The organism is Cellulomonas gelida (genome assembly GCF_006538725.1).
In the GTDB taxonomy this organism is placed as follows: domain Bacteria; phylum Actinomycetota; class Actinomycetes; order Actinomycetales; family Cellulomonadaceae; genus Cellulomonas; species Cellulomonas gelida.
Window position 1 is genome coordinate 42,996 of the sequence record NZ_BJLQ01000018.1, and the last position, 20,732, is coordinate 63,727.

General features: G+C 73.9%; 17 protein-coding genes. 12 read left to right on the top strand and 5 right to left on the bottom strand.

The window, feature by feature from the left end; all coding sequences use genetic code 11:
• Nucleotides 1-100: 100 nt before the first annotated feature.
• The 3 genes from CGE01nite_RS09690 (at nt 101) to CGE01nite_RS09700 (ending at nt 3,140) form a co-directional block, all read left to right on the top strand.
• Nucleotides 101-751, top strand: coding sequence for a PadR family transcriptional regulator (locus CGE01nite_RS09690; RefSeq protein WP_141370578.1), 651 nt, complete (start codon nt 101-103; stop codon nt 749-751).
• On the top strand, nt 748-1,842 hold the full coding sequence (locus CGE01nite_RS09695) for an inositol-3-phosphate synthase (RefSeq protein ID WP_141370580.1): 1,095 nt from the start codon (nt 748-750) through the stop codon (nt 1,840-1,842). Before CGE01nite_RS09690 ends, CGE01nite_RS09695 begins: the two co-directional genes overlap by 4 nt.
• 233 nt (nt 1,843-2,075) lie before the next feature.
• On the top strand, nt 2,076-3,140 hold the full coding sequence (locus tag CGE01nite_RS09700) for a hypothetical protein (RefSeq protein WP_229747327.1): 1,065 nt from the start codon (nt 2,076-2,078) through the stop codon (nt 3,138-3,140).
• A gap of 111 nt (nt 3,141-3,251) precedes the next feature.
• Here CGE01nite_RS09700 and CGE01nite_RS09705 read toward each other — a convergent pair whose 3' ends face one another.
• Nucleotides 3,252-4,616 carry a hypothetical protein gene (locus tag CGE01nite_RS09705; RefSeq protein ID WP_141370582.1) on the bottom strand — a complete coding sequence of 455 codons (1,365 nt, stop codon included), beginning with the start codon at nt 4,614-4,616 and terminating at the stop codon, nt 3,252-3,254.
• Nucleotides 4,606-5,148 carry an RNA polymerase sigma factor gene (locus CGE01nite_RS09710; protein ID WP_048341981.1) on the bottom strand — a complete coding sequence of 181 codons (543 nt, stop codon included), beginning with the start codon at nt 5,146-5,148 and terminating at the stop codon, nt 4,606-4,608. The genes CGE01nite_RS09705 and CGE01nite_RS09710 overlap by 11 nt, the downstream gene beginning before the upstream one ends.
• A 164-nt stretch (nt 5,149-5,312) precedes the next feature.
• Here CGE01nite_RS09710 and CGE01nite_RS09715 point away from each other — a divergent pair, with 164 nt between their 5' ends.
• Both CGE01nite_RS09715 and CGE01nite_RS09720 read left to right on the top strand, forming a co-directional pair.
• On the top strand, nt 5,313-6,617 hold the full coding sequence (locus tag CGE01nite_RS09715) for an MFS transporter (RefSeq protein WP_170210935.1): 1,305 nt from the start codon (nt 5,313-5,315) through the stop codon (nt 6,615-6,617).
• An 80-nt stretch (nt 6,618-6,697) separates the two neighbouring features.
• A complete protein-coding gene (locus CGE01nite_RS09720; RefSeq protein WP_141370584.1) occupies nt 6,698-7,111 on the top strand; it encodes a hypothetical protein in 414 nt (137 codons plus the stop codon).
• A 28-nt stretch (nt 7,112-7,139) separates the two neighbouring features.
• Here CGE01nite_RS09720 and CGE01nite_RS09725 read toward each other — a convergent pair whose 3' ends face one another.
• The 3 genes from CGE01nite_RS09725 to CGE01nite_RS09735 form a co-directional block, all read right to left on the bottom strand.
• A complete protein-coding gene (locus tag CGE01nite_RS09725) occupies nt 7,140-8,558 on the bottom strand; it encodes a hypothetical protein (RefSeq protein ID WP_141370586.1) in 1,419 nt (472 codons plus the stop codon).
• Nucleotides 8,548-9,093 carry a sigma-70 family RNA polymerase sigma factor gene (locus tag CGE01nite_RS09730; RefSeq protein ID WP_141370588.1) on the bottom strand — a complete coding sequence of 182 codons (546 nt, stop codon included), beginning with the start codon at nt 9,091-9,093 and terminating at the stop codon, nt 8,548-8,550. Before CGE01nite_RS09730 ends, CGE01nite_RS09725 begins: the two co-directional genes overlap by 11 nt.
• Before the next feature lie 133 nt (nt 9,094-9,226).
• Nucleotides 9,227-10,699 (bottom strand): CCA tRNA nucleotidyltransferase, encoded by a 1,473-nt coding sequence (locus tag CGE01nite_RS09735; RefSeq protein WP_287920309.1) that lies wholly within the window; start codon nt 10,697-10,699, stop codon nt 9,227-9,229.
• A gap of 93 nt (nt 10,700-10,792) precedes the next feature.
• On the opposite strand from CGE01nite_RS09735, the gene CGE01nite_RS09740 reads away from it, so the two are divergent.
• The 7 genes from CGE01nite_RS09740 to CGE01nite_RS09770 all read left to right on the top strand — a co-directional run bounded on the left by CGE01nite_RS09740 (nt 10,793) and on the right by CGE01nite_RS09770 (nt 20,681).
• A complete protein-coding gene (locus CGE01nite_RS09740; protein WP_048341985.1) occupies nt 10,793-11,359 on the top strand; it encodes an NUDIX hydrolase in 567 nt (188 codons plus the stop codon).
• Nucleotides 11,356-13,623, top strand: a complete 2,268-nt coding sequence (locus CGE01nite_RS09745) for a DUF6049 family protein (RefSeq protein ID WP_141370590.1) — start codon at nt 11,356-11,358, stop codon at nt 13,621-13,623. The genes CGE01nite_RS09740 and CGE01nite_RS09745 overlap by 4 nt, the downstream gene beginning before the upstream one ends.
• A complete protein-coding gene (gene murJ / locus CGE01nite_RS09750; RefSeq protein ID WP_229747328.1) occupies nt 13,620-15,659 on the top strand; it encodes a murein biosynthesis integral membrane protein MurJ in 2,040 nt (679 codons plus the stop codon). Before CGE01nite_RS09745 ends, murJ begins: the two co-directional genes overlap by 4 nt.
• Before the next feature lie 102 nt (nt 15,660-15,761).
• Complete coding sequence (locus CGE01nite_RS09755; protein ID WP_170210936.1) at nt 15,762-17,834, top strand: protein kinase family protein; 2,073 nt, start codon at nt 15,762-15,764, stop codon at nt 17,832-17,834.
• A gap of 118 nt (nt 17,835-17,952) precedes the next feature.
• Nucleotides 17,953-18,948, top strand: coding sequence for a thioredoxin-disulfide reductase (gene trxB, locus CGE01nite_RS09760; protein WP_141370594.1), 996 nt, complete (start codon nt 17,953-17,955; stop codon nt 18,946-18,948).
• Entirely contained in the window at nt 18,945-19,265 is a 321-nt protein-coding gene (gene trxA, locus CGE01nite_RS09765; protein ID WP_048344544.1) for a thioredoxin, read from the top strand. Before trxB ends, trxA begins: the two co-directional genes overlap by 4 nt.
• A 75-nt stretch (nt 19,266-19,340) precedes the next feature.
• On the top strand, nt 19,341-20,681 hold the full coding sequence (locus tag CGE01nite_RS09770; RefSeq protein ID WP_048344545.1) for an aminotransferase-like domain-containing protein: 1,341 nt from the start codon (nt 19,341-19,343) through the stop codon (nt 20,679-20,681).
• The last annotated feature ends 51 nt before the right edge of the window (nt 20,682-20,732 follow it).

Genomic DNA, 20,732 nt, shown 5'->3' on the forward strand with positions numbered 1-20,732 from the left:
TTCTCGATGTATCGCGCTGATACATACGAGCGATACATCGAACGAGACACACACCGTGCGTCACCGACGCACGACCCCACAGCCTAGAGGAGGTGCCCCGGTGCGCGGTCGTTCCGACGTGCTCGAGCCGGCGATCCTCGGGCTGCTCCACGAGTCTCCGATGCACGGGTACGAGCTGCGCAAGCGGCTCAACCTCGTGCTCGGGTCGTTCCGCGCGTTGTCGTACGGGTCGCTGTACCCGTGCCTGAAGTCGCTCGCGGAGCGCGGATGGATAGTCGGGACCGAGTCCCCGGCCGACCCGCACGCGGTCGGCAGCAAGCGGGCCCGGATCGTCTACCAGATCACCGCGGACGGCAAGGAGCACCTGCAGTCGGTGCTCGCCTCCTCAGGCCCTGCGGCCTGGGAGGACGAGAACTTCGACGTGCGGTTCGCGTTCTTCGCGCAGACCGACGCCGAGACCCGGCTGCGGATCCTCGAGGGTCGGCGCACGCGCCTGACGGAGCGCCTCGAGACCATCCGCATGTCCGTCGCCCGCACCCGCGAGCGCATGGACGAGTACACGCTCGAGCTGCAGCGGCACGGCCTGGAGCAGGCCGAGCGCGAGGTCCGTTGGCTCGACGGACTCATCGACAACGAGCGTGGCGTCCGCCGCGCGCGTCCTGCTAGCACCGGTCACCGCACCGTTGCAGCGTCCACCGCCGACGGCGACCTCGCCGCTCCGGCCAGAACCACCGAGAAGGAGCGAGGATGACCTCCATCCGCGTCGCCATCGTCGGCGTCGGCAACTGCGCCGCGTCGCTCGTCCAGGGCGTGCACTACTACGCCGACACGCCTGCCGACGGCAAGGTTCCCGGGCTCATGCACGTGCAGCTCGGTGACTACCACGTCAAGGACATCGAGTTCGTCGCGGCGTTCGACGTCGACGCGAAGAAGGTCGGCTTCGACCTGTCCGAGGCGATCCTCGCGTCGGAGAACAACACCATCAAGATCGCCGACGTCCCGCCGCTCGGCGTGACGGTCCAGCGCGGTCACACGCTCGACGGCATCGGCAAGTACTACGCCGAGACCATCGAGGAGTCGGACGCCGAGCCGGTCGACGTCGTCGCGGCCCTGCGTGAGGCGCGTGTCGACGTCCTCATCTGCTACCTGCCCGTCGGGTCCGAGGACGCCGCGAAGTTCTACGCGCAGTGCGCGATCGACGCGAACGTGGCGTTCGTCAACGCCCTGCCCGTGTTCATCGCGTCCGACCCGGAGTGGGCCGCGAAGTTCGAGGCCGCCGGTGTCCCGATCGTCGGCGACGACATCAAGTCGCAGGTCGGCGCGACCATCACGCACCGCGTGCTCGCCCGCCTGTTCGAGGACCGCGGCGTCATCCTGGACCGCACGTACCAGCTGAACGTCGGCGGCAACATGGACTTCAAGAACATGCTCGAGCGCGAGCGCCTGGAGTCCAAGAAGCTGTCGAAGACGCAGGCCGTGACGTCCAACCTCCACGACGGCCCCCTGGCCGGCAAGAAGGAGGACCGCAACGTCCACATCGGCCCGTCGGACTACGTCGCGTGGCTCGACGACCGCAAGTGGGCCTACGTGCGCCTCGAGGGCCGCGCGTTCGGCGAGGTCCCCCTGAACCTGGAGTACAAGCTCGAGGTCTGGGACTCCCCCAACTCGGCCGGCATCATCATCGACGCCCTGCGCGCCGCGAAGATCGCCAAGGACCGTGGGGTCGGTGGCCCGATCCTGTCCGCCGCGACGTACTTCATGAAGTCCCCGCCGGTGCAGATGGAGGACAGCCTGGGCCGCGAGCGGCTCGAGGCCTTCATCCGCGGCGAGATCGAGCGCTGATCGACCGCACCACCGCGCGCCGCTGACCCGGCGCAGCACCCGAGAGAGGGCCCGACGCACCCGCGTCGGGCCCTCTCTCGCGTCCCCCGCCAGGGGAGGCCCGGCTCGTTGTGGGTGGGGTTGCGCTCGCTGAGCGAGCAGATCTCCACCCACACGCTCGGGAGGCTCGCTGCTTCGGGGCGGGGTGTGGATGACGTCGGACGGAGGGTCGGCGCTGCGGGGAGGGTGTGGGGGTGCAGAGCGGCGGGAGCGGCGGGTTCGGGGGCGGGCCGGGTGGGGTGGCGGAGCTGCCTGGGGTGCGGGCGCTGTCCGGCCAGGGGCGCGACGTCGTCGTGCGGCAGGACGGCGTGGCGAGCGTCGCGCAGCTCGTCGGATGGGGGGTGTCCTCCGCCGCCGTGCGGCGCAAGGTCGCGGCAGGGCACTGGCGGCGCGCGTTCCGGGGCGTCGTCGTGCTGCAGTCCGGGCCGACGAGCTGGCGGCAGCGCGCTCGCGCCGCGCTGCTGTACTGCGGGCCTGACGCTGCCCTCTCGCACGAGTCGGCGGCCTTCCACCACGGCATCCTCACGGAGCCGGGCCGGTCGGTGGTGGTCACCGTGCCGCACACCCGCACGGTCATGCCGCAACTCGGGCTCGTCGTGCACCGGAGCCGGACGATGCCCTGGGCCGGCGGGCGTCTGCGCTCGGTCGAGCCCGCCGAGGCGATCCTCGGCATCGTCACGACGACGACCAGCGCCCACTCCCGCGGCGCGGAGTCCACGGCTCGTGCCGGCGCGGTCCGGCGAGACCTGACCGACGCTCTCGTCGGACTGCTCTGCGACGCGGTGCGGGCCGGGGTCCACCCCGACGACCTGCTGCTGCGGGCCGCGCGGCGCACGCGCATGTCCGGCCGCCGGCTGCTCGTCGAGATGCTCGGGCAGGTGGCGGAGGGGGTCGAGTCGCCGCTCGAGCACCGGTATGCGCGGGACGTCGAGCGTCGGCACCGCCTGCCGCGGGCTGTCGCGCAGCGCTGGGAGCGCGTGGACGGCCGGTGGATCCGAGCGGATCGCGTGTACGTGGGCTTCGCGGTCCGGGCCGAGCTAGACGGGCGGCTCGCGCATCCGTTCGGCGCCACCGACGACGACGTCTGGCGCGACAACGCCACGCTCCTCGCGACCGGAGACACCACGCTGCGCTACCGCTGGCGGCACGTCGCCGTGACCCCGTGCGCCACTGCGGCCCAGGTCGCCCGGGCCTTGCGCGACCGCGGCTGGCCCGGCCGCCCCCACCCCTGCACCGCCACCTGCGCCATCACGACCTGACCGCGCAGGGCTGAGTGGGTGGGGTTGCGCTCGCTGAGCGAGCGGAACCCCACCCGTTGCTCGCGCGCGCGGGGCGGGTTCGCCCGGTCGGCCGACCTGCGGGTCAGCGCTTCACTGGGCGACCACCCAGCTCAGCATCCCCGGGCGGTCGCCCCGGTTGTCGACGGGGAAGCCGAGCAGCAGCGTGTTGATGTGCCCCGCGAGGTCGTGCGCGGTGAGCGTGGACGGTGCCTGCTCGCCGTTGCAGCCCTGCTCCGACTGGACGTAGACGATCCCGGCGGCGACCTTCGGCACGGTCGCCCCGAACGCCCCGGGCTCGAGCACGTGGATGTTCTCCAGGCTGCCGTCCCGGTGCCGCAGGGACGTCCCGGTGCTCGCACACTGCTGCTCGTCGAGGGTGACCGTGTCACCGACCAGCGTCCGGTCGGACAACCACTGCGCGCCGACGATGAAGTCGTCGTCGGCTCCGACGGTCCGGACCGACCGGTACGCGAGCTGCGCCCCGGACACGTCGAGCTCGAGCTCCTCGAAGCCGTCCTGGTAGGACGCGCCGGGCTCGACGCACCGCGCCAGCAGGTTGACCGGGTCGAGCCAGGTCTCGATGCCGCACCGGAGCCCGTCGACCGTCAGGGAGAACGGGCCGGTCACGTCGCCCGTCTCGAGGTCCACGACCTCGAAGGTCGTGTGGTCGCCGGTGGTCATGACGTCGCGGCTGCCGATCATCCGGCGGCCGGTCGGGTCGAGCTGGCCGAGGCCCTCGGACGGGCCGTCGTAGACGCTCCGGCTCGTGCCGTCGTCGGCGAGCAGGACGAACACGCCGCCGTGCCACAGCTCACCCTGCGTGGACCGGCCGACGAACGTGGCGTCGTCCGGCAGACCGCGCTCGTCGGGGGTCACCGTGCCGTCGGCGAGGTCGAGCACGGCTCGGTGGGAGTGCCCGTCGACGAACTCGCGCACGACCGCCGTCGTCGCACCCGCGCGCCAGTCGACGACGCGCAGCCGCGAGCCCGCGAGGACGCCAGGGACCCGGTAGGTGAAACCGTCGGGCGAGGTGAGCAGCACCGTGTCCCCGCCGTCGTCGCGCACGCCGCTCGGGTCGTACGTCTCGGCGAGGTGCACGCTCAGCACCCAGCCAGCGCCCGTCTGCGCCAGGACGTCAGGCGTGAGCTCGGCGTAGGGCGGGATGCCGGGGGTCTCGATCTGCTCCCCCGACGGGGTCGGGTGCGTCGTGACGACCGCGCCCCGGGTAGCCGGGTCGACCGGGTGCTGGAGCGCGGGACCGGCGAGCAGCGCGCCACCGCCGACCGCCGCGAGGCCGGCGACGCTCAGCACCGCGACGCGCGTGTGCCGCAGCAGCCGTCGGCGCCGCACCCCGCGGGCCGCACGCTCGAGCGGGCCGACCGGGCTCACACCGTCGAGCGAGCGCTCGTCGGCCTCCGCCACGGCACGCAGGTAGTCGTTCAGGTCACGCTCCACGGCGCACCTCCGTCGTCTGCACAGGGATGGTCTCGGCCGGGGCCGTCGTGCCGAGCGCTGCGTTGAGCAGGGCGACGGCGTCCGCGGTGTAGCGCTTCACGGCGCCTTCGGACAGGTTGAGCGTGTCGGCCGTCTCACGGACGGACAGGTCCTCGAGGTGCCGCAGCACCACGCAGGCACGCGTCCGGGGCGGCAGCTGCGCGAGGGCGTCGACGAGCTCGCGCGTCAGGCCGGGCAGCTGGATCTCGACGACCGGCTGCGCGTGGCCCGCGAGCCGGCGGTGCGCGTCGCGCTCCCTCGTCGTGCGGCGACCGCGGTCGATGAACCTCGTCGCGATCGCGCGCCGGACGTAGTGCTCGGCCTCGCCGATCGAGTCGAAGCGCGCGCGCCCGCCGAAGGTCGCGACGAGCGCGTCCTGGACGAGGTCCTCCGCGTCGTGCCGCGACCCGCACAGCAAGGTCGCTCGTGACAGCAGGCGCGGGTATCGCTCCCGCACGAGCTGGTCGAGCATCGGTTCCCACCGACTGCTCATGTGTCCCCCTGGTTCCTCGGGCCGCACCTGCCGGACACCCTTGAGAACGTGAGGTCCCGCGCGGGGGTTGGGTGGCAGCCGGGAGCGTATCGGCAGGCCAGGCCCGACGAAGGCGCCGGGGCGCCACGCGCGCGACGCCGGGCGGGGACGGCGCGGGTGCGAGGATGGCGCGCGTGCAGGTGATCGCGGACCTCAAGGCGCTGTGGCCGCTGCGGGAGTTCCGCAAGCTGCTCGCGGTGCGACTCGTCAGCCAGTGCGGCGACGGCATGTTCCAGGTGGGGCTGGCGACCCTGTTCTTCTTCTCCCCGGAGAACGCGACGACCGCGGGCGGCGTCGCGGCGGCGTTCGCGGTGCTGCTGCTGCCGTTCACGATCGTCGGGCCGTGGGCCGGGGTGCTGCTCGACCGGTGGAGCCGGCGGCAGGTGCTGCTCGTCGGCAACCTCGTGCGGATGGGGCTCGCGGTGGTGCTCGCCGCGCTCATGGTCACCGTGGGCGTCGGGCCGGCCGTGTACGTGCTCGCGCTCGTGACGCTCTCGGTCAACCGGTTCCTGCTCTCGGCGTTGTCGGCCTCGCTCCCCCAGGTCGTCGAGGGCAAGCTCCTGCTCACCGCCAACTCCGTGACCCCGACGCTCGGCACCGCGGCCAACGGGATCGGTAGCGCAGTCGCCCTGGTGCTCGGCTGGGTCGTGCCGGCCGGCCGGGCGCGCGACGCCGCCGCGCTGCTCGCCGCCGCCCTCACCATGGCCGCCGCCGCCGGGCTCGCCGCCCGCATCGACCGGCACCGGCTGGGGCCCGAGCACCGGTCGGACGCCGAGCAGCTGCGCGCGCAGCTCGGGACGCTCGTGCGGGGGTTCGTCGAGGGCGGTCGCTACCTCGTCGCGCGTGGCACTCCCGCCCGCGCGCTGGCGGTCATGGCGTACCACCGCTTCCTCTACGGCGTGGTGTTCCTCGCGAGCATCCTCATCTCACGGAACCTGCTGTCCGACCCCGCAGACGCGCAGGAGGGCCTCGCGACGTTCGCGACCGTGCTCGCGGCGACCGCGGTCGGGTTCGCGCTCGCGATCGTCCTGACGCCCACGCTCTCACCGTCCACCGGGATCCACGCGTGGATCACCGGGTGCCTGGTGCTCGCCGCGGTCAGCCAGTGCGTGCTCGTCGTGACGTACGAGCTGGTCCCCGTGCTCGTGGCCGCCGCGCTGCTCGGGCTGGCCGCGCAAGGCACCAAGATCGCCGTCGACACGATCGTGCAGCGCGACACCGACGACGCCTACCGCGGCCGCGCGTTCGCGCTGTACGACGTCCTCTACAACGCCGCGTTCGTCGGCGCCGCCGCGCTGGCCGCCGCGGCGCTGCCCGACACCGGCTGGTCGAGCGGGCTGTTCGTCGTCCTCGCCCTCGGCTACGTGGCCGGCGCGGTCGCCTACGGCCTGGCCGCGCGCCGCCGACCGGTGCCCGCCGAGGTCGCCTGACGCCTTGCCGACGCTCCCGCCAGCCGTGAATCGATCCGGATCACCTTGACGCACCGGCTCGCGCCGCTACGGTGCGGGCTGTGTCCCGATATCGCCTGATCGTCCCGTTGCTGCTGGTCGCCGCCGTGACCGGTTGCTCGTCGGCCCCGTCCGGGTCCGCCTCGGCGGTCGTGACCTACGTCGACGAGTCCGGCGAGCAGCGCGTCGAGGTCGCGACCGAGGGCGCGCGGTGCGACGAGGCCGAGCCGCGCCGGCTGGGCTCGCCCGACGAGGAGATCGTGTTCGTCGTCGCCGTGACCGGCGAGGCGACGTTCCGGGTGCGCCTGGGCGACGAGCTGTCGTTCCTGTCGAAGGGCACGGCCAGCGCCCCGCAGGGCGGAATCCAGGTCGACGGCGTCACGGGGACGGTCGTGCGGTCGGGCATCTCCGGGACGCAGACCCGCGTGAGCGCGGAGGCGATGCTGTCCGCCGAGGTCGTCTGCCCCGACTCGTGAGCGGGTCCCGTCGGCGCCCGCGAACGGCTCAGGACGCCGCGACCACCTGGCGCACGCCCCCGAACCCGACGAGCGACGCGAGCCCGCCAGGCGCCGGCACCAGCGGCGTCCGCGTACCCGTCACGAGGTCGTGCGCCGTGAGCGTGCCTGCCGCCACCTCCTGGCAGCCGGGGCTGGCGATCACGTAGGCCACGCGGCCGGTGAGCACGGTCAGGAACCGGCTGTCCCCGTCGCCGCGTCCCTGCAGCAACCGGGTCATCCGCCCGTCGTCGTCGAAGAGAGCCGCGCCGCCCCAGCACGGGTCTGCCGCCTGTGCGTCGGTCACCGTGCCGACAAGGCCTCCGTCCCATCGGTGCGTCAGGTCGAACGGCACGGGCTCGTCGGCGCCGTACGGGTGCTCGGAGGTGACCTGCGGCCCGCCCGGGTCGAGCCGGACGACGAACGACGTCCAGGTCCCGCCCGAGTCGACGTCCCGGCCGCACACGACGACCACACGCGCGTCGTCGAGCCACGCCACCGCCGTGCACACCGAGCCGGCGAGCTCCACCGGTGCCACACGGCTCGTCACCCCGGTGGCCAGGTCCGTCACGACGAGGCTCGCCGGGTCGTCGTCCGCGAGCGCGATACTGCGTCGCCCGTTCGGGTCGAGCTGCGCGAGGGCTGAGGGAGCCCCTCCCCGGACCGCGTCGCCGCCATCGGGCACGGTCCACCAGCCCTGCGGCGAACGCCAGATCTCGACGCCGCCGTCGCCGAGGCCGACGTACGCGGCGTCGGTCGGGAGCCCGCGGGCCTCGTTCGCGACGGCACCGGTCGCCAGGTCGAGCCTGGCCCGTCGCGCGTCGTCGAGGCTGACCACGAGGGACGAGGAGCCCGCGCGCCAGCTCACGACGTCGACGACGTCGGTGCGCTCCGGACCAGGCACCAGGTACACGTCACCCGTCGGCGAGGTGAGCAAGAAGGTCGTCGGCCACCGGCTCGTGCCGGTGTCGGTGTCGTCGTGGCCCTGGCCGTCGTAGGCCACGGCGACCCACCCCGCGCCGGCACTCGCGAGCACGGCCGGCGTGAGGTCGCGATACGGAGGGAGCCCCGGCCGGGTCAGGATCGGGCCGGCGTCGGCAGTGGTGGACGGGTCGCCGCTCGGCGCGGCCGTGGGCGTCGGCCGGGTCGACGAGACATCGGTCGGCGTGCTCGTCGGAACCGCGGGCGTCGTGGCGTCGTCGGACATCACCGAGCCCGCCAGCACGGCGCCCGTCCCGACGACGAGCACGGCCGCCGCTGCCGCCGCCCACCGTGCCCCGACGCGGGCGCGCCACCGGCGTGCGACCTCGTGCGCCGCACGGCGCGCGGGCTGCTGCGTCGGCACACGGACCAGGCGACGTTCGCCACGGTCGGCGGCCTCCTGCAGGATCTCCGCCAGGTCGCGGCCCTGCGAGTCGTCACGCTCCACCGTGCACCTCCGTCGTGGTCAGCAGGACCGGTTCGCCGCTCGGCGGGACGGTCCCGAGGATCGCGTTCAGGGCGCGCACGCCGTCGGACGTGTAGCGCTTGACGGCACCCTCCGAGACGCCGAGGGCGTCGCTCGTCTCGCGCACCGACAGGTCCTCGAGATGACGCAGCACGACGCACGCGCGGATCTGCGGTGGCAGCGTCGCGAGGGCGTCGACGACCTGGCGGGTCAGACCGGGCAGCTCGATCTCGGTCGGGTGCACGGCGAGCGCGGCGAGCCGACGCTCCGCAGTCCGCGACCGGGCGGCGCGTCGCGCCCGGTCGACCGAGCGCGACGCGATCGCCCGACGCACGTAGTGCTCGGCCTCGCCGAGGCTGGAGAACCGGGCACCACCCGAGAAGCTTGCGACCAGCGCCTCCTGAACCAGGTCCTCGGCGTCGGCGTGCGATCCCGTCAGCATGAGCGCTCGCATCAGGAGCCGCGGGTACCTGCTCCGCACCAGCTCGTCGAGCATCGGCTCCCACCGATGGCCCACGGCGTCCTCCCGGTTCTCGATCCGGCCCGACCTCTCGGATGACAACCATGAGAACGCAGCCGCGTCACGCCTGGTTGTGCGAGACGGCAAGGAGCTGTCGAGATCACCCGCCGGGACGACGCCCGGGCGGTGGTCAGGAGCGAGCGGCCCACCACGAGCGCAGCTCCGCCTCGGCGCGTTCCGGGCCGAGCGGGCCGTGCTCCATGCGCAGCGCGAGGAGGTGCTTGTACGCCTCGCCGACCTCGCGGCCGGGCGTCAGGTCGAGGATCGCCATGATCTGCGTGCCGTCGAGGTCGGGCCGGATGGAGTCGAGCTCCTCCTGCTCCTGCAGCCGCGCGATCCGCACCTCGAGGTCGTCGTACGCGGCGGACAGTCGCTGCGCCTTGCGGACGTTGCGCGTCGTGCAGTCCGAGCGCGTGAGCCGGTGCAGGCGCTCGAGCAGCGGGCCGGCGTCGGTGACGTAGCGGCGCACGGCGGAGTCGGTCCAGCCACCCTCGCCGTAGCCGTGGAACCGCAGGTGCAGCTCGGTGAGGCGCGCGACGGCCTGCACGGTCGCCTTGTCGAACCGCAGCTCCTTGAGCCGCTTCGAGACGAGCTTGGCGCCCACGATCTCGTGGTGGTGGAACGAGACGCCGCCGCCCTCCTCGAACCGCCGGGTGCGGGGCTTGCCGATGTCGTGCAGCAGCGCGGCGAGCCGCAGCACCAGGTCCGGCCCGGGCACGGCGCCGTCCGGTCCGGTCTCGAGCGCGATCGCCTTGTCGAGCACCGTGAGCGAGTGCTCGTAGACGTCCTTGTGCCGGTGGTGCTCGTCGATCTCGAGGCGCAGCGCGGGCAGCTCGGGCAGGACGTGGTCGGCCAGCCCGGTCTCGACGAGCACCTGCAGGCCCAGCCGCGGCTGACGCGCGAGCAGGAGCTTGACGAGCTCGTCGCGCACGCGCTCGGCCGACACGATCGAGATCCGCTCGGCCTGCTCGACGATCGCGGCGCGTGCGGCGTCGTCGATCGCGAAGCCGAGCTGCGCGGCGAACCGCGCGGCGCGCATCATGCGCAGCGGGTCGTCGTCGAACGACTGCCGCGGGTCCACGGGGGTGCGCAGCACGCCGCGCGCGAGGTCCGCGAGCCCGTCGAACGGGTCGACGAACGCCAGCTCGGGCAGGCGCACGGCCATCGAGTTCACCGTGAAGTCGCGTCGCGACAGGTCGCCCTCGAGCGTGTCTCCGAACACGACCTCGGGCTTGCGGGACGACGGGTCGTACTCGTCGGTCCGGTACGTCGTGACCTCGACGACCACGTCCGCGCCACCGCCGTGCCGCGAGCCGAACCGGCGCGCCCCGATCGTGCCGAACTCGCGGCCCATGTCCCAGTGGGCGTCGCCCCACCGCGCGAGGATCGCCTCGGTCTCGTCGGGTGTCGCCGACGTCGCGAAGTCCAGGTCCGACGACGAGCGGCCGAGGAACGCGTCACGCACGGGCCCGCCGACGAGCGCGAGCTCGTGACCGGCCGCGCGGAACAGCTCACCGAGGGCCAGGGCGTCAGCCGGGAGGGCGGCGAGCACGCCGATGGCACGCTTCTGCAGCGTGAGGAGGGAGGGCGTCTCGTCCGGCACCTGCCCGATTCTAGGTGGCTGCCGCTCACCCGACCGCGCCGCGGGGTCCCGTCGGTTCGGGCTCGACCCGGGCAAGTCGTTACAGTGGCACGCATGTCCGGCGCCGCGCACCCGTCCCCCTCGCGGGGCGTCCCGGCGCCGCCCGGCGGGCACCGCCTGCAGGCGCCACGCCCCGTCGCCCCGGTCCGGCCCGTGCACGGTCCGGCCGCTCCCCCGCTGCCCGTCGTCGACGAGACCTCCGCGGGCGGCCTCGTCGTCCTGATGAAGGACGGCGTCTACCACGCGGCGATCATCGCGCGCCGCAACCGCGGTGGTCGGCTCGAGTGGTGCCTGCCGAAGGGTCACCTCGAGGGCGAGGAGACGCCCGAGGAGGCCGCCGTCCGGGAGATCGCCGAGGAGACCGGCATCCGCGGGCAGGTCCTTCGGCGGCTCGGCGTCATCGACTACTGGTTCTCGGGCGACGACCGCCGCGTGCACAAGGTCGTCCACCACTTCCTGCTCGGTGCGGTCGGCGGCTCGCTGTCCGTCGAGGGGGACCCCGACGGCGAGGCCGAGGACGCGGCGTGGGTGCCCGTCTCGATGCTCCCCGACCGCCTGGCGTACCCCAACGAGCGTCGGCTCGCCGAGGCCGCGCTCGTGGTGCTCGTCGGCGAGGCATGACCGCACGTACCGCGCGCCCGGTGGTGAGCGCGACCCTCGCCCGGGTGGCCCTCGTCCTGGCCGTGCTCGTCCCGTTCCTCGTGGCCGGCCCGGGCGCGGGCCGCGCGTCGGCGGACGACCCGCTCGACCCGTCGCCGCTCTCGGCCGCGGGGAGCACGCCGGCGCTGTCGCCCGTCGAGGCCTCACCCGTCACCGTGCGCCTCACCTCGATCGCGCCGCAGGTGCTGCGCGCCGGCGAGGACCTGCACATCTCTGCGACCGTCACCAACACGACCGACGACGTGCTCGAGAACCCCGAGGTCGTCGTCTGGTTCAACCGGTTCCGCATGTTCAGCCGCGACGAGGTCGCCGAGTGGGCCGCGCGGGACCTGCAGGACCCCGCCGGCCAGCGCTCGGTCTCGGAGCCGCTCGACGAGCCGCTCGGGCCACGCGCGACCAGGACGGTCTCGATCATCGTCCCGGCCGAGTCCGTGCGGCTCACGGACCTGCCCGGGCTGTGGGGGCCGCGCGGCCTCGCGCTCGAGTTCCGGGCGGACCGGGAGCGGCTCGGCATGGCCCGGACGTACGTGCTGTGGAGCACGACCGACGACGAGCCCCCGCGCGTGCCCGTCGCGGTCGTCGTCCCGTTCGTCGGCCCCCCGACCGCACCCGTGCCGCGCACCGCACCCGAGTCGCCCGAGGAGCCCTCGCCCGACCCCACCCCGACGGACGGCACCGCATCGGCCGCGTCCGCAGCCGTCACCGCGGCCGCCACGGCCGACGAGGACCTCGACGACCTCACCGACGAGGGCGGCCGGCTGCGCCGGATGCTCGCCGCGGCGAACGTCGACGAGTCCGTGACGCTCGTCGTCGACCCGTCGCTGCTCGCCGCGGCCGACTCCGGCAGTGCGACCGCGCAGCGGTTCGCTGAGCGTCTGCGCACCGCGATCGGCAACCACGAGACGTACGCGCTGCCGTGGGCGGACCCGGACGTCGCTGCGGTGCAGCACGCCGACCAGGGCGAGCTCCTTACCGTGGCGGTCGAGCGCACCCGCAGCACCGAGGACCTCGCCGACGCGAACACCCTGCTGTGGAGCGCCGACCCCGGCACGCCCGACGCCCAGACGCTCGCGGGCGTGCAGGTGACGCGCGCCGCGGCGATGGTGACCGGGCCGCAGCAGGCGCAGGCGTCGTCGGAGGCGCTGCAGACCGTCGCCACGTCGTCGGGCGACGTCACCACGATCGCACCCGACGCGCTGCTGACGAGCCTGGTCACGGGCGGCGCCGGCGCGCAGTCCACGCCCGCGAGCATCGCCCAGCGCGCGCTCGCCGACCTGGCCGTGGTCGCGCACGGCGCGGTGCCGCCCGCGGGCGTGGTCATCGCGGGCGACCGGGAGACCGCGCCCGGTCGCGAGGCCCTCGCGGCGGTCGTCGAGGCGCTGAAGTCCGCGCCGTGGACCGAGGCCGCGCCCCTGTCCCGCGTGCTGGCCGGCGACTCGACCGTCCCGGCGCAGCGCGCACCGCTGCCGACGGACGGCAAGAACGAGCTCGGCGCGCAGTCCGTGACCGCGCTCGCCGACGCGCGTGAGGACGCGCGCTCGTTCGCCGAGGTCCTCGACGACCCGGAGGCGTACCTCGCGGGCATCGACGACGAGGTCCTCGCTCCGTTGGCCGTCGCGTGGCGCGCCGAGCCGAAGACCCGCGCCGAGCTCGTGCGGCAGACCGTCCAGCACGTCCGCGAGCGCGCCGAAGGGCTCTCGATCGTCGAGACGAGCGACCTCAACGTCATCGCGACCACGAGCGACCTGCGCCTCACGGTGCGCAACGACCTCACCGTCCCCGCGCGCGCGCAACTCGTCGTCGATCCGCGCAAGGCGTGCCTGACGGTGGGCGACTTCGAGACCCCCGTGCTGGACCCCGGCGACACGTCGATCACCGTGCCCCTCGAGGCGCACGCGAACTGCGACGTGCTCGTCGAGGTCGCGCTCGTCGGCCCGTCCGGGCAGGACGTCGCCGAGCCCATCGCGTTCTCCGCGCGCCTGTCGCCGACGATCGAGTCGGTCGGGACGGTCGTCGTCGCGATCCTGCTCGTGCTGGGGCTCGCGCTCGGCATCGCGCGCACGGTCCGGCGCGGTCAGAGCGCCCGCCGCGGCGCGCGGACCGTCGCCGAGGCCGACGCCCCCGTGAACCTCCCCGTGCTCGGCGGCACCCCCACCGATCCCGTCCCCGAGGTGTCCGACGACGAGCGCGCCCGCCGGCTCGCCGAGGACGAGGGCGCGCGGTGACCACGGCACCGGCCGACGACGGGCGCATGCGGCGCGGTGCCGCGCTCATGGCGTCGGGCACCGCGGTCTCGCGGCTGCTCGGCCTGCTGCGCTCGATGGTGCTGTTCGCCGCGATCGGCGCGACGGGGCAGGCGGCCGACGCGTTCGCGGTCGCGAACAAGCTGCCGAACGTCATGTACATGCTGCTCGTCGGCGGCGTGCTCAACGCGGTGCTCGTGCCGCAGGTGGTGCGCGCCTACAAGAGCGACAAGGGCCAGCAGTACGTCGACCGCCTGCTGACGTTCGGCTTCGTCGTGCTGGCCGGGCTGACGCTCGTCCTCACCCTCGCGGCGCCGCTGCTGGTGCGGCTCTACGCCGACGCGTCCAGCCAGGCCCAGATGGACCTCGCGGTGACGTTCGCCTACTGGTGCGTGCCGCAGGTCTTCTTCTACGGCGTGTACGCGCTGCTCGGGCAGGTCCTCAACGCGCGCCACTCGTTCGGCCCGTACATGTGGGCGCCGGTGGTCAACAACGTCGTGTCGATCGTGGGCTTCCTCGCGTTCATCGTCGCGTTCGGCGCCGTCCCGGAGTCCGGGCTGACGGTGGCCGGCGGCTGGGGCTCGTCGCAGGTGCTGCTGCTCGCCGGCTCCGCGACCCTCGGCGTCATGGCGCAGGCGCTCGTGCTGTTCCCCGCGCTGCGCGCCGCGGGGGTGCGGTACCGCCCGCGGTGGGGGCTGCGCGGCTCGGGGCTGGGGCGCGCGGGCACCGTGGCCACGTGGACGCTGGTCGGTCTCGCGGCGGGTCAGCTCGCGTACGTCGTCGTCTCGCGCGTGGTGTCGCAGGCCCCCGGTGCGGCCGACGGTGCCACGGACGTCGCCTCGAACGCGGCCTACGACGCCGCGTTCCTCATCTTCATGCTGCCCCACTCGCTCGTCACCGTCTCGCTCGCGACCGCGCTGTTCACGCGGCTGTCCGAGCAGGCGCACGACCAGGACACGCGCGCGGTGCGCGCGTCGCTGTCCTACGGGATGCGCGTCGTCGGCGTGTTCACCGTGCTGGCGGCCGCCGTGATCGCGGTGCTCGCGATCCCTGTGACCCGCCTGATCCTGCCGTCCGCGAGCGCGACGACGACCGACGCGGTCGCGCAGGTCGTCATCGCGATGATCGTCGGGCTGCCCGCGTTCGGTGCGTGGTCCATCTGCCAGCGCGTGTACTTCGCGTACGAGGACACGCGCGCGATGGTCCCCGTCCAGGTGGTGATGGCGGTCGTCGTCGTCGCCGGGGCGCTGCTCGCGCGCGTCGTGCTCCCCGCGACGTCGTGGGTGGTCGGCGTGGGCGTCGCGATGAGCGTGTCGTACCTCGTCGGGGCGATCGTCGCGCTGCGGCAGCTGCACCAGCGGCTGCGCGGGGTCGACGGCGGGCGTGTGCTGCGCATGCACCTGCGGGCGACGCTCGCCGCGGTCGCCGCGGTCGTCGTCGGGCTCGTCCTGATGCTCGGCGCCGAGGCGGTGCTGCCCCGCGGCCTGGTCGCCTCGCTGCTCGAGTGCGTGCTCGTCGGCACGGTCATGTCGCTCGTGTACGTCGTGCTGCTGCGTGCGCTGCGCGTGCGCGAGCTCGACGACCTGCTGCGCCCGATCCTGCCGCGGCTCTCGCGGATCGGTCCGCTGCGCCCGCTCGTGCGCCTGCTCGCCCCGTCCGGGCGCCCGGGTCGCTACGCCGCGGCGCCCGAGCCGGCCGACGACGGTCCCGCACCCACGGGCGCGGCGGGCGGGCGCGCGCCGCGTCGCGCGACCTCGTCGCCGCACTACCCCATGACCCCGTGGGCCGCGTGGCCCGACGTCTCCGCGCCCGAGCTCCCCGAGCCGACTCCCCCGGGCGCAGCCCCGCTCGCCCCCGAGCTGCCCGCACCGCCGCGCGCGCCACGCACGCACCGGTCCCGCCCGCACTACCCGCCGGGTCACCCGTTGTACCGGCCGAGCCGCCCGACGTCGTCGTGGCCGGGCGCCGACGACGACGAGTCCACCCACGGACCGGACACTACGGGCGGGCCCGTCTAGAGTGCTGGCAGACGCCGCGCACCGGTCTCGCGCCCCTGGCACGACGCGCGCACGGCGGCGTGCTCGACGATCCGAACGACGACGCAGCGCACGGAGGTGCACGTGAGCGAGGTGGTCGGCCCTGGCACGGAGCTGTCCGGGAGGTACCGGGTGCTCGAGCAGGGCACCTCGGACGTGCCCGGTGTCACCGTGTGGAACGCGACCGACCAGATCCTCGACCGCCCCGTGCGGGCCGTGGTCCTGGCGAAGGGTGACGTGTCCTCGGCCCTCGACGGCGCGCGGCGCGCGGCACTCGTGTCCGACCCTCGCCTCGCCCGCGTCCTCGACGTCGGCATGCACGACGGCTACGGCTACGTCGTCACCGAGGACGTCTCCGGACCCACCCTCGCGGACCTCGTCGCGCGCGGCCCGCTGACCCCCGACCAGGCGCGCGCCGTCATCGGGGAGGCCGCCGCCGCCCTCGAGGTCGCCCGCCGCCGGGGCCTGCACCACCTCGCGCTGCGCCCGCGGGCCCTGCGGGTCGTCGGGCCTGGCCGGGTGCTGCTCACCGGGCTCGGGATCGACGCGACGGTCATGGGCGCTGCCGGCGGGGACGCGCGCGCGACCAGCCGGCGCGACTCCGTCGACCTCGTCCGGCTGCTCTACACCGCGCTCACCGGCCGGTGGCCCGCGTCGTCGTCCGACGCGATCGCACCGGGCCTGCCGTCCGCACCCGCCGCCGCCGGCCTCCCCGTCCCGCCCGCCGAGCTCGTGCCGGGCGTCCCCAACGACCTCGACACGCTGTGCACCGTGACGCTCGGACCGAACGACGACGGGCCGCACACCCCCGGCGACCTGGTGCGCGAGCTCGAGCCGTGGGGGGCGATCCGCACCGAGGGCGCGCCGGTGGTCCCGCAGGCCGACGAGCCCGACGCGGCGACCGCGGTCATCCGCGAGCCCACGCCCGAGGACGACCTGCAGGACACCGCCCCGATCCGGGTGCAGCGGCAGTCCGTGCGGGACGTCTTCGACGAGCAGACGACCTCGCCGTCCGTGAACCGGCCCGGCACCCCGCCGCCTGCCGCGCCCCTGCGCACGTCCGCGTTCGGCGCGACGGCAGTGGCGCCGCCCGTCGGGTCCGTGCCGACGCGCATGCCCGCGCGGCAGGCGGGTCTCGCCGCGGGGGCCGCTGCCGTCGGTGCAGGTGCAGGTGCGGGTGGTGGTGCCGGTGCTGGTGCTGGTGCTACGCCGACCGCCGCGACCACGCCGATCGGGGGGCCGCCGCACGGGTCCCCGCCCGCGGCCGCGCCGGCGAGCATCCCGCCCAGCATCCCCCCGGGCGGCGGTGCACCCGCTCCGCAGCACGGACCCGCGTCGGGCGCCCCCGCTCCCGCGCCGCACTCAGCCGGAGCCGTGGCTCCCCCGAGCGTCCCCGTCGGCGGTGGCGAGTCCGGCTGGCCCGCGGCGGGGCCCGGTGGCGGTGGCGGGTCCGGCGACTTCGCGTCCGTCATGGGCGAGATGGACGACGAGCCGCCCACGCGTCGGTCGTTCGACCCGACGGCCCTGGTGCTGACCGTCGTCGGCCTCGCGGTCGTCGTGGGCGTGGTGCTGGCCTTCAAGGCCCTGTTCTCGTCGCTCGACACGGGCGCGCCCGATCCCCGGCCGGCCGCGTCGAGCTCGCAGCAGGCGACGACGGGGCCGTCGGGCGAGCCGTCGGGCGAGTCCTCCGCCGAGCCGTCCGGCGAGGCGACGACGCCGGTGTCGACCGCGCCGCCCGTCATCAAGTCCGCGTCGAGCGTGGACCCCTCCGACGACGACGGCGAGCACGAGGAGGCCGTCACGCGTGCGTTCGACGGCGACACCTCGACGTACTGGTACACGATGACGTACCAGCAGCCGAACTTCTCGGGGTTCAAGGACGGCGTCGGCTTCGTCATGCTGCTCGAGGAGCGGGCGCTCGTCAGCAAGGTGACGCTCAAGACGAACTCCACCGGCGGCCACGTCGAGATCCGCACCAGCGGCTCGGACAACCCCGGCGGCGGCACGCTCCTGGCGTCCGGCGAGTTCGGACCCGAGGTGACGTTCGACCTCGACCCCGCGACGGAGCTCGAACGCATCACCCTGTGGATCACCGAGCTGCCCACCGCGGCGGACGGGTCGTTCCGCCTCGAGCTCACCGAGGTCGAGCTCAGCTGACCGCCAGGTGTCCACAGGCGGTCCGGTTCGCGTCCCCAGGAACAGATCCGGCCTACGATCGGTTGACTGCGACAGCCCGCCGTCTCACCGGCACCACCGACCTTTCGAGGACCACCCCGTGACCGACACGTCCATCCGCGAGCTCGTCATCGTCGGCTCCGGCCCGGCCGGCTACACCGCCGCGATCTACGCCGCGCGCGCCGGCCTCGCGCCGCTCGTCGTCGCCGGTTCCGTGACCGCGGGCGGTGCGCTCATGAACACCACCGAGGTCGAGAACTTCCCGGGCTGGCCCGACGGCATCCAGGGCCCCGAGCTCATGGAGAACCTGCAGAAGCAGGCGGAGAAGTTCGGCGCCGAGGTGCTGTGGGACGACGCGACGTCGCTGTCCCTGACCGGTGCGGTCAAGGAGGTCACCGTCTCCGACGGCACCACGTACCGCGCGAAGGCCGTCATCCTCGCGACCGGTTCGGCGTACCGCGAGCTGGGCCTCGACGACGAGAAGCGACTCTCGGGGCGCGGAGTCTCGTGGTGCGCCACGTGTGACGGCTTCTTCTTCAAGGACCAGGACATCCTGGTCGTCGGCGGTGGCGACTCCGCGGTCGAGGAGGCCACCTTCCTCACGCGGTTCGGCCGCAGCGTGACGCTCGTGCACCGCCGCGACCAGCTGCGCGCATCGAAGATCATGGCCGACCGCGCTGCGGCCGACCCGAAGATCTCGTTCGCGTGGAACAGCGAGATCGTCGGGATCGACGGCGATGCCAAGGTCACCGGCGTGACGCTGCGCGACACGGTCACGGGCGAGACCCGCTCGCACGAGGCCGGCGCCGTGTTCGTCGCGATCGGTCATGTGCCGCGTACCGAGCTGGTCCTGGGTCAGGTCGAGCTCGACGAGAACGGCTACATCCAGGTCGTCGGCCGCTCGACGCGGACCAACCTCGAGGGCGTGTTCGCGTGCGGTGACGTGGTCGACCACACCTACCGCCAGGCGATCACCGCCGCGGGCTCCGGCTGTGCCGCGGCGCTCGACGCCCAGCACTTCCTCGCCTCGCTCGGCGACGCCGTCGACCCGATGGTGCCCACCGAGGTCCCCGTGCTGGTGGAGGACGCCCGATGAAGGACGTGACCGACGAGACCTTCGCCGCCGAGGTCCTGCAGTCCGAGATCCCCGTGGTCGTGGACTTCTGGGCGCCGTGGTGCGGTCCGTGCCGCATGGTCGCGCCGGTGCTGGCGGAGCTCGCCACGCAGTACGAGGGCCGCGTCAAGATCGTCAAGGTCAACTCCGACGAGAACCCCGGCGTGGTCGGCGACTACGGCATCGTCTCGATCCCGACGCTGAACATCTACTCCGGCGGCGAGCTCGTGAAGCAGGTCATCGGTGCGCGCCCCAAGGCGGCGTACGCCCAGGAGATCGAGGCGCTGCTGTCCGTCTGAGCAGCCGGCCGACGGCCGTCCCACTGCGCGGTATTGCGCGCCGGGGCGGCCGTTTCGCTGTGCCAGACTGCGGAGATGACCTCGCAGCCCCTGCCCCGGCCGGAGACGTCGGGCACCCCCACGTCCTCCGCCGCAGGCACGCGGCTCGACCCGTGGCTCGGCTCGTACGCCGAACGCACGCACGGCATGCGCTCGTCGGAGATCCGCGCGCTCTTCGCCGTGGCGAACCGGCCGGAGGTCGTCTCGCTCGCGGGCGGCATGCCGTTCCTCGACGGCCTTCCGCTCGACGCGTTGTCGCAGGTCGCAGCGTCGGTCGTCGCTGAGCGCGGCCTGCAGGCGCTGCAGTACGGCTCGGGCCAGGGCGACCAGACGCTGCGCGAGCAGATCCTCGAGGTCATGGCTCTCGAGCAGATCACCGCGCACCCCGATGACGTCGTCGTGACCACCGGTTCGCAGCAGGCGCTCGACCTCGTCACGCGGGTCTTCGTCGACCCGGGTGATGTCGTCGTCGCCGAGGCCCCGTCCTATGTCGGTGCGCTGGGCGTGTTCCGCGCGTACCAGGCAGACGTCGTGCACGTGGCGATCGACGAGCACGGGCTGGTCCCGGCCGCGCTCGAGGAGACGCTCGCCGCGCTCGCCGCCGCGGGTCGCCGCACGAAGTTCCTCTACACGGTCCCCAACTTCCACAACCCCGCCGGCGTCTCGCTCGCGCTCGAGCGCAGGCCGCAGATCCTCGAGATCGCACGGCGCTACGGGGTGCTCGTGCTCGAGGACAACCCCTACGGACTGCTCGGCTTCGACCGTGACCCGTGGCCTGCCCTGCGGTCCTACGACGAGGACGGGGTCATCTACCTCGGGTCCTTCTCCAAGACCTTCGCCCCCGGGTACCGGGTCGGCTGGGCCGTCGCGCCGCACGCGGTCCGCGAGAAGCTCGTCCTCGCGTCCGAGTCCGCGATCCTGTGCCCGTCGAACGCCTCGCAGATCGCGATCTCGTCCTACCTGTCGACCTGCGACTGGCGTGGACAGGTCAAGAGCTACCGGGAGATGTACCGCGAGCGGCGCGACGCCATGATCAGCGCGCTCAGCGAGCACCTGCCCGAGGCCTCGTGGACCGTCCCCGACGGAGGCTTCTACACCTGGGTCCGGCTGCCCGAGGGCCTCGATGCGCGGGACATGCTGCCGCGGGCCGTGACCGCGCGCGTCGCGTACGTGCCGGGCACTGCGTTCTACTACGACGGCACGGGCGCCGACCACATGCGCCTGTCGTTCTGCTACCCGACCCCCGAGCGGATCCGCGAGGGCGTGCGCCGGCTCGCCGGCGTCGTCTCGGGCGAGCGCGAGCTCGTCGAGCTGTTCGGCACCGGTGGTGGTGCCTCCGACGATGACGTCGTCTCGCCCGCGCCGAACATCCCATGATTTCATCGGCACTTCCCCGCCGTCGCTCGGTGGCGACGGTCCGCCCTCAGC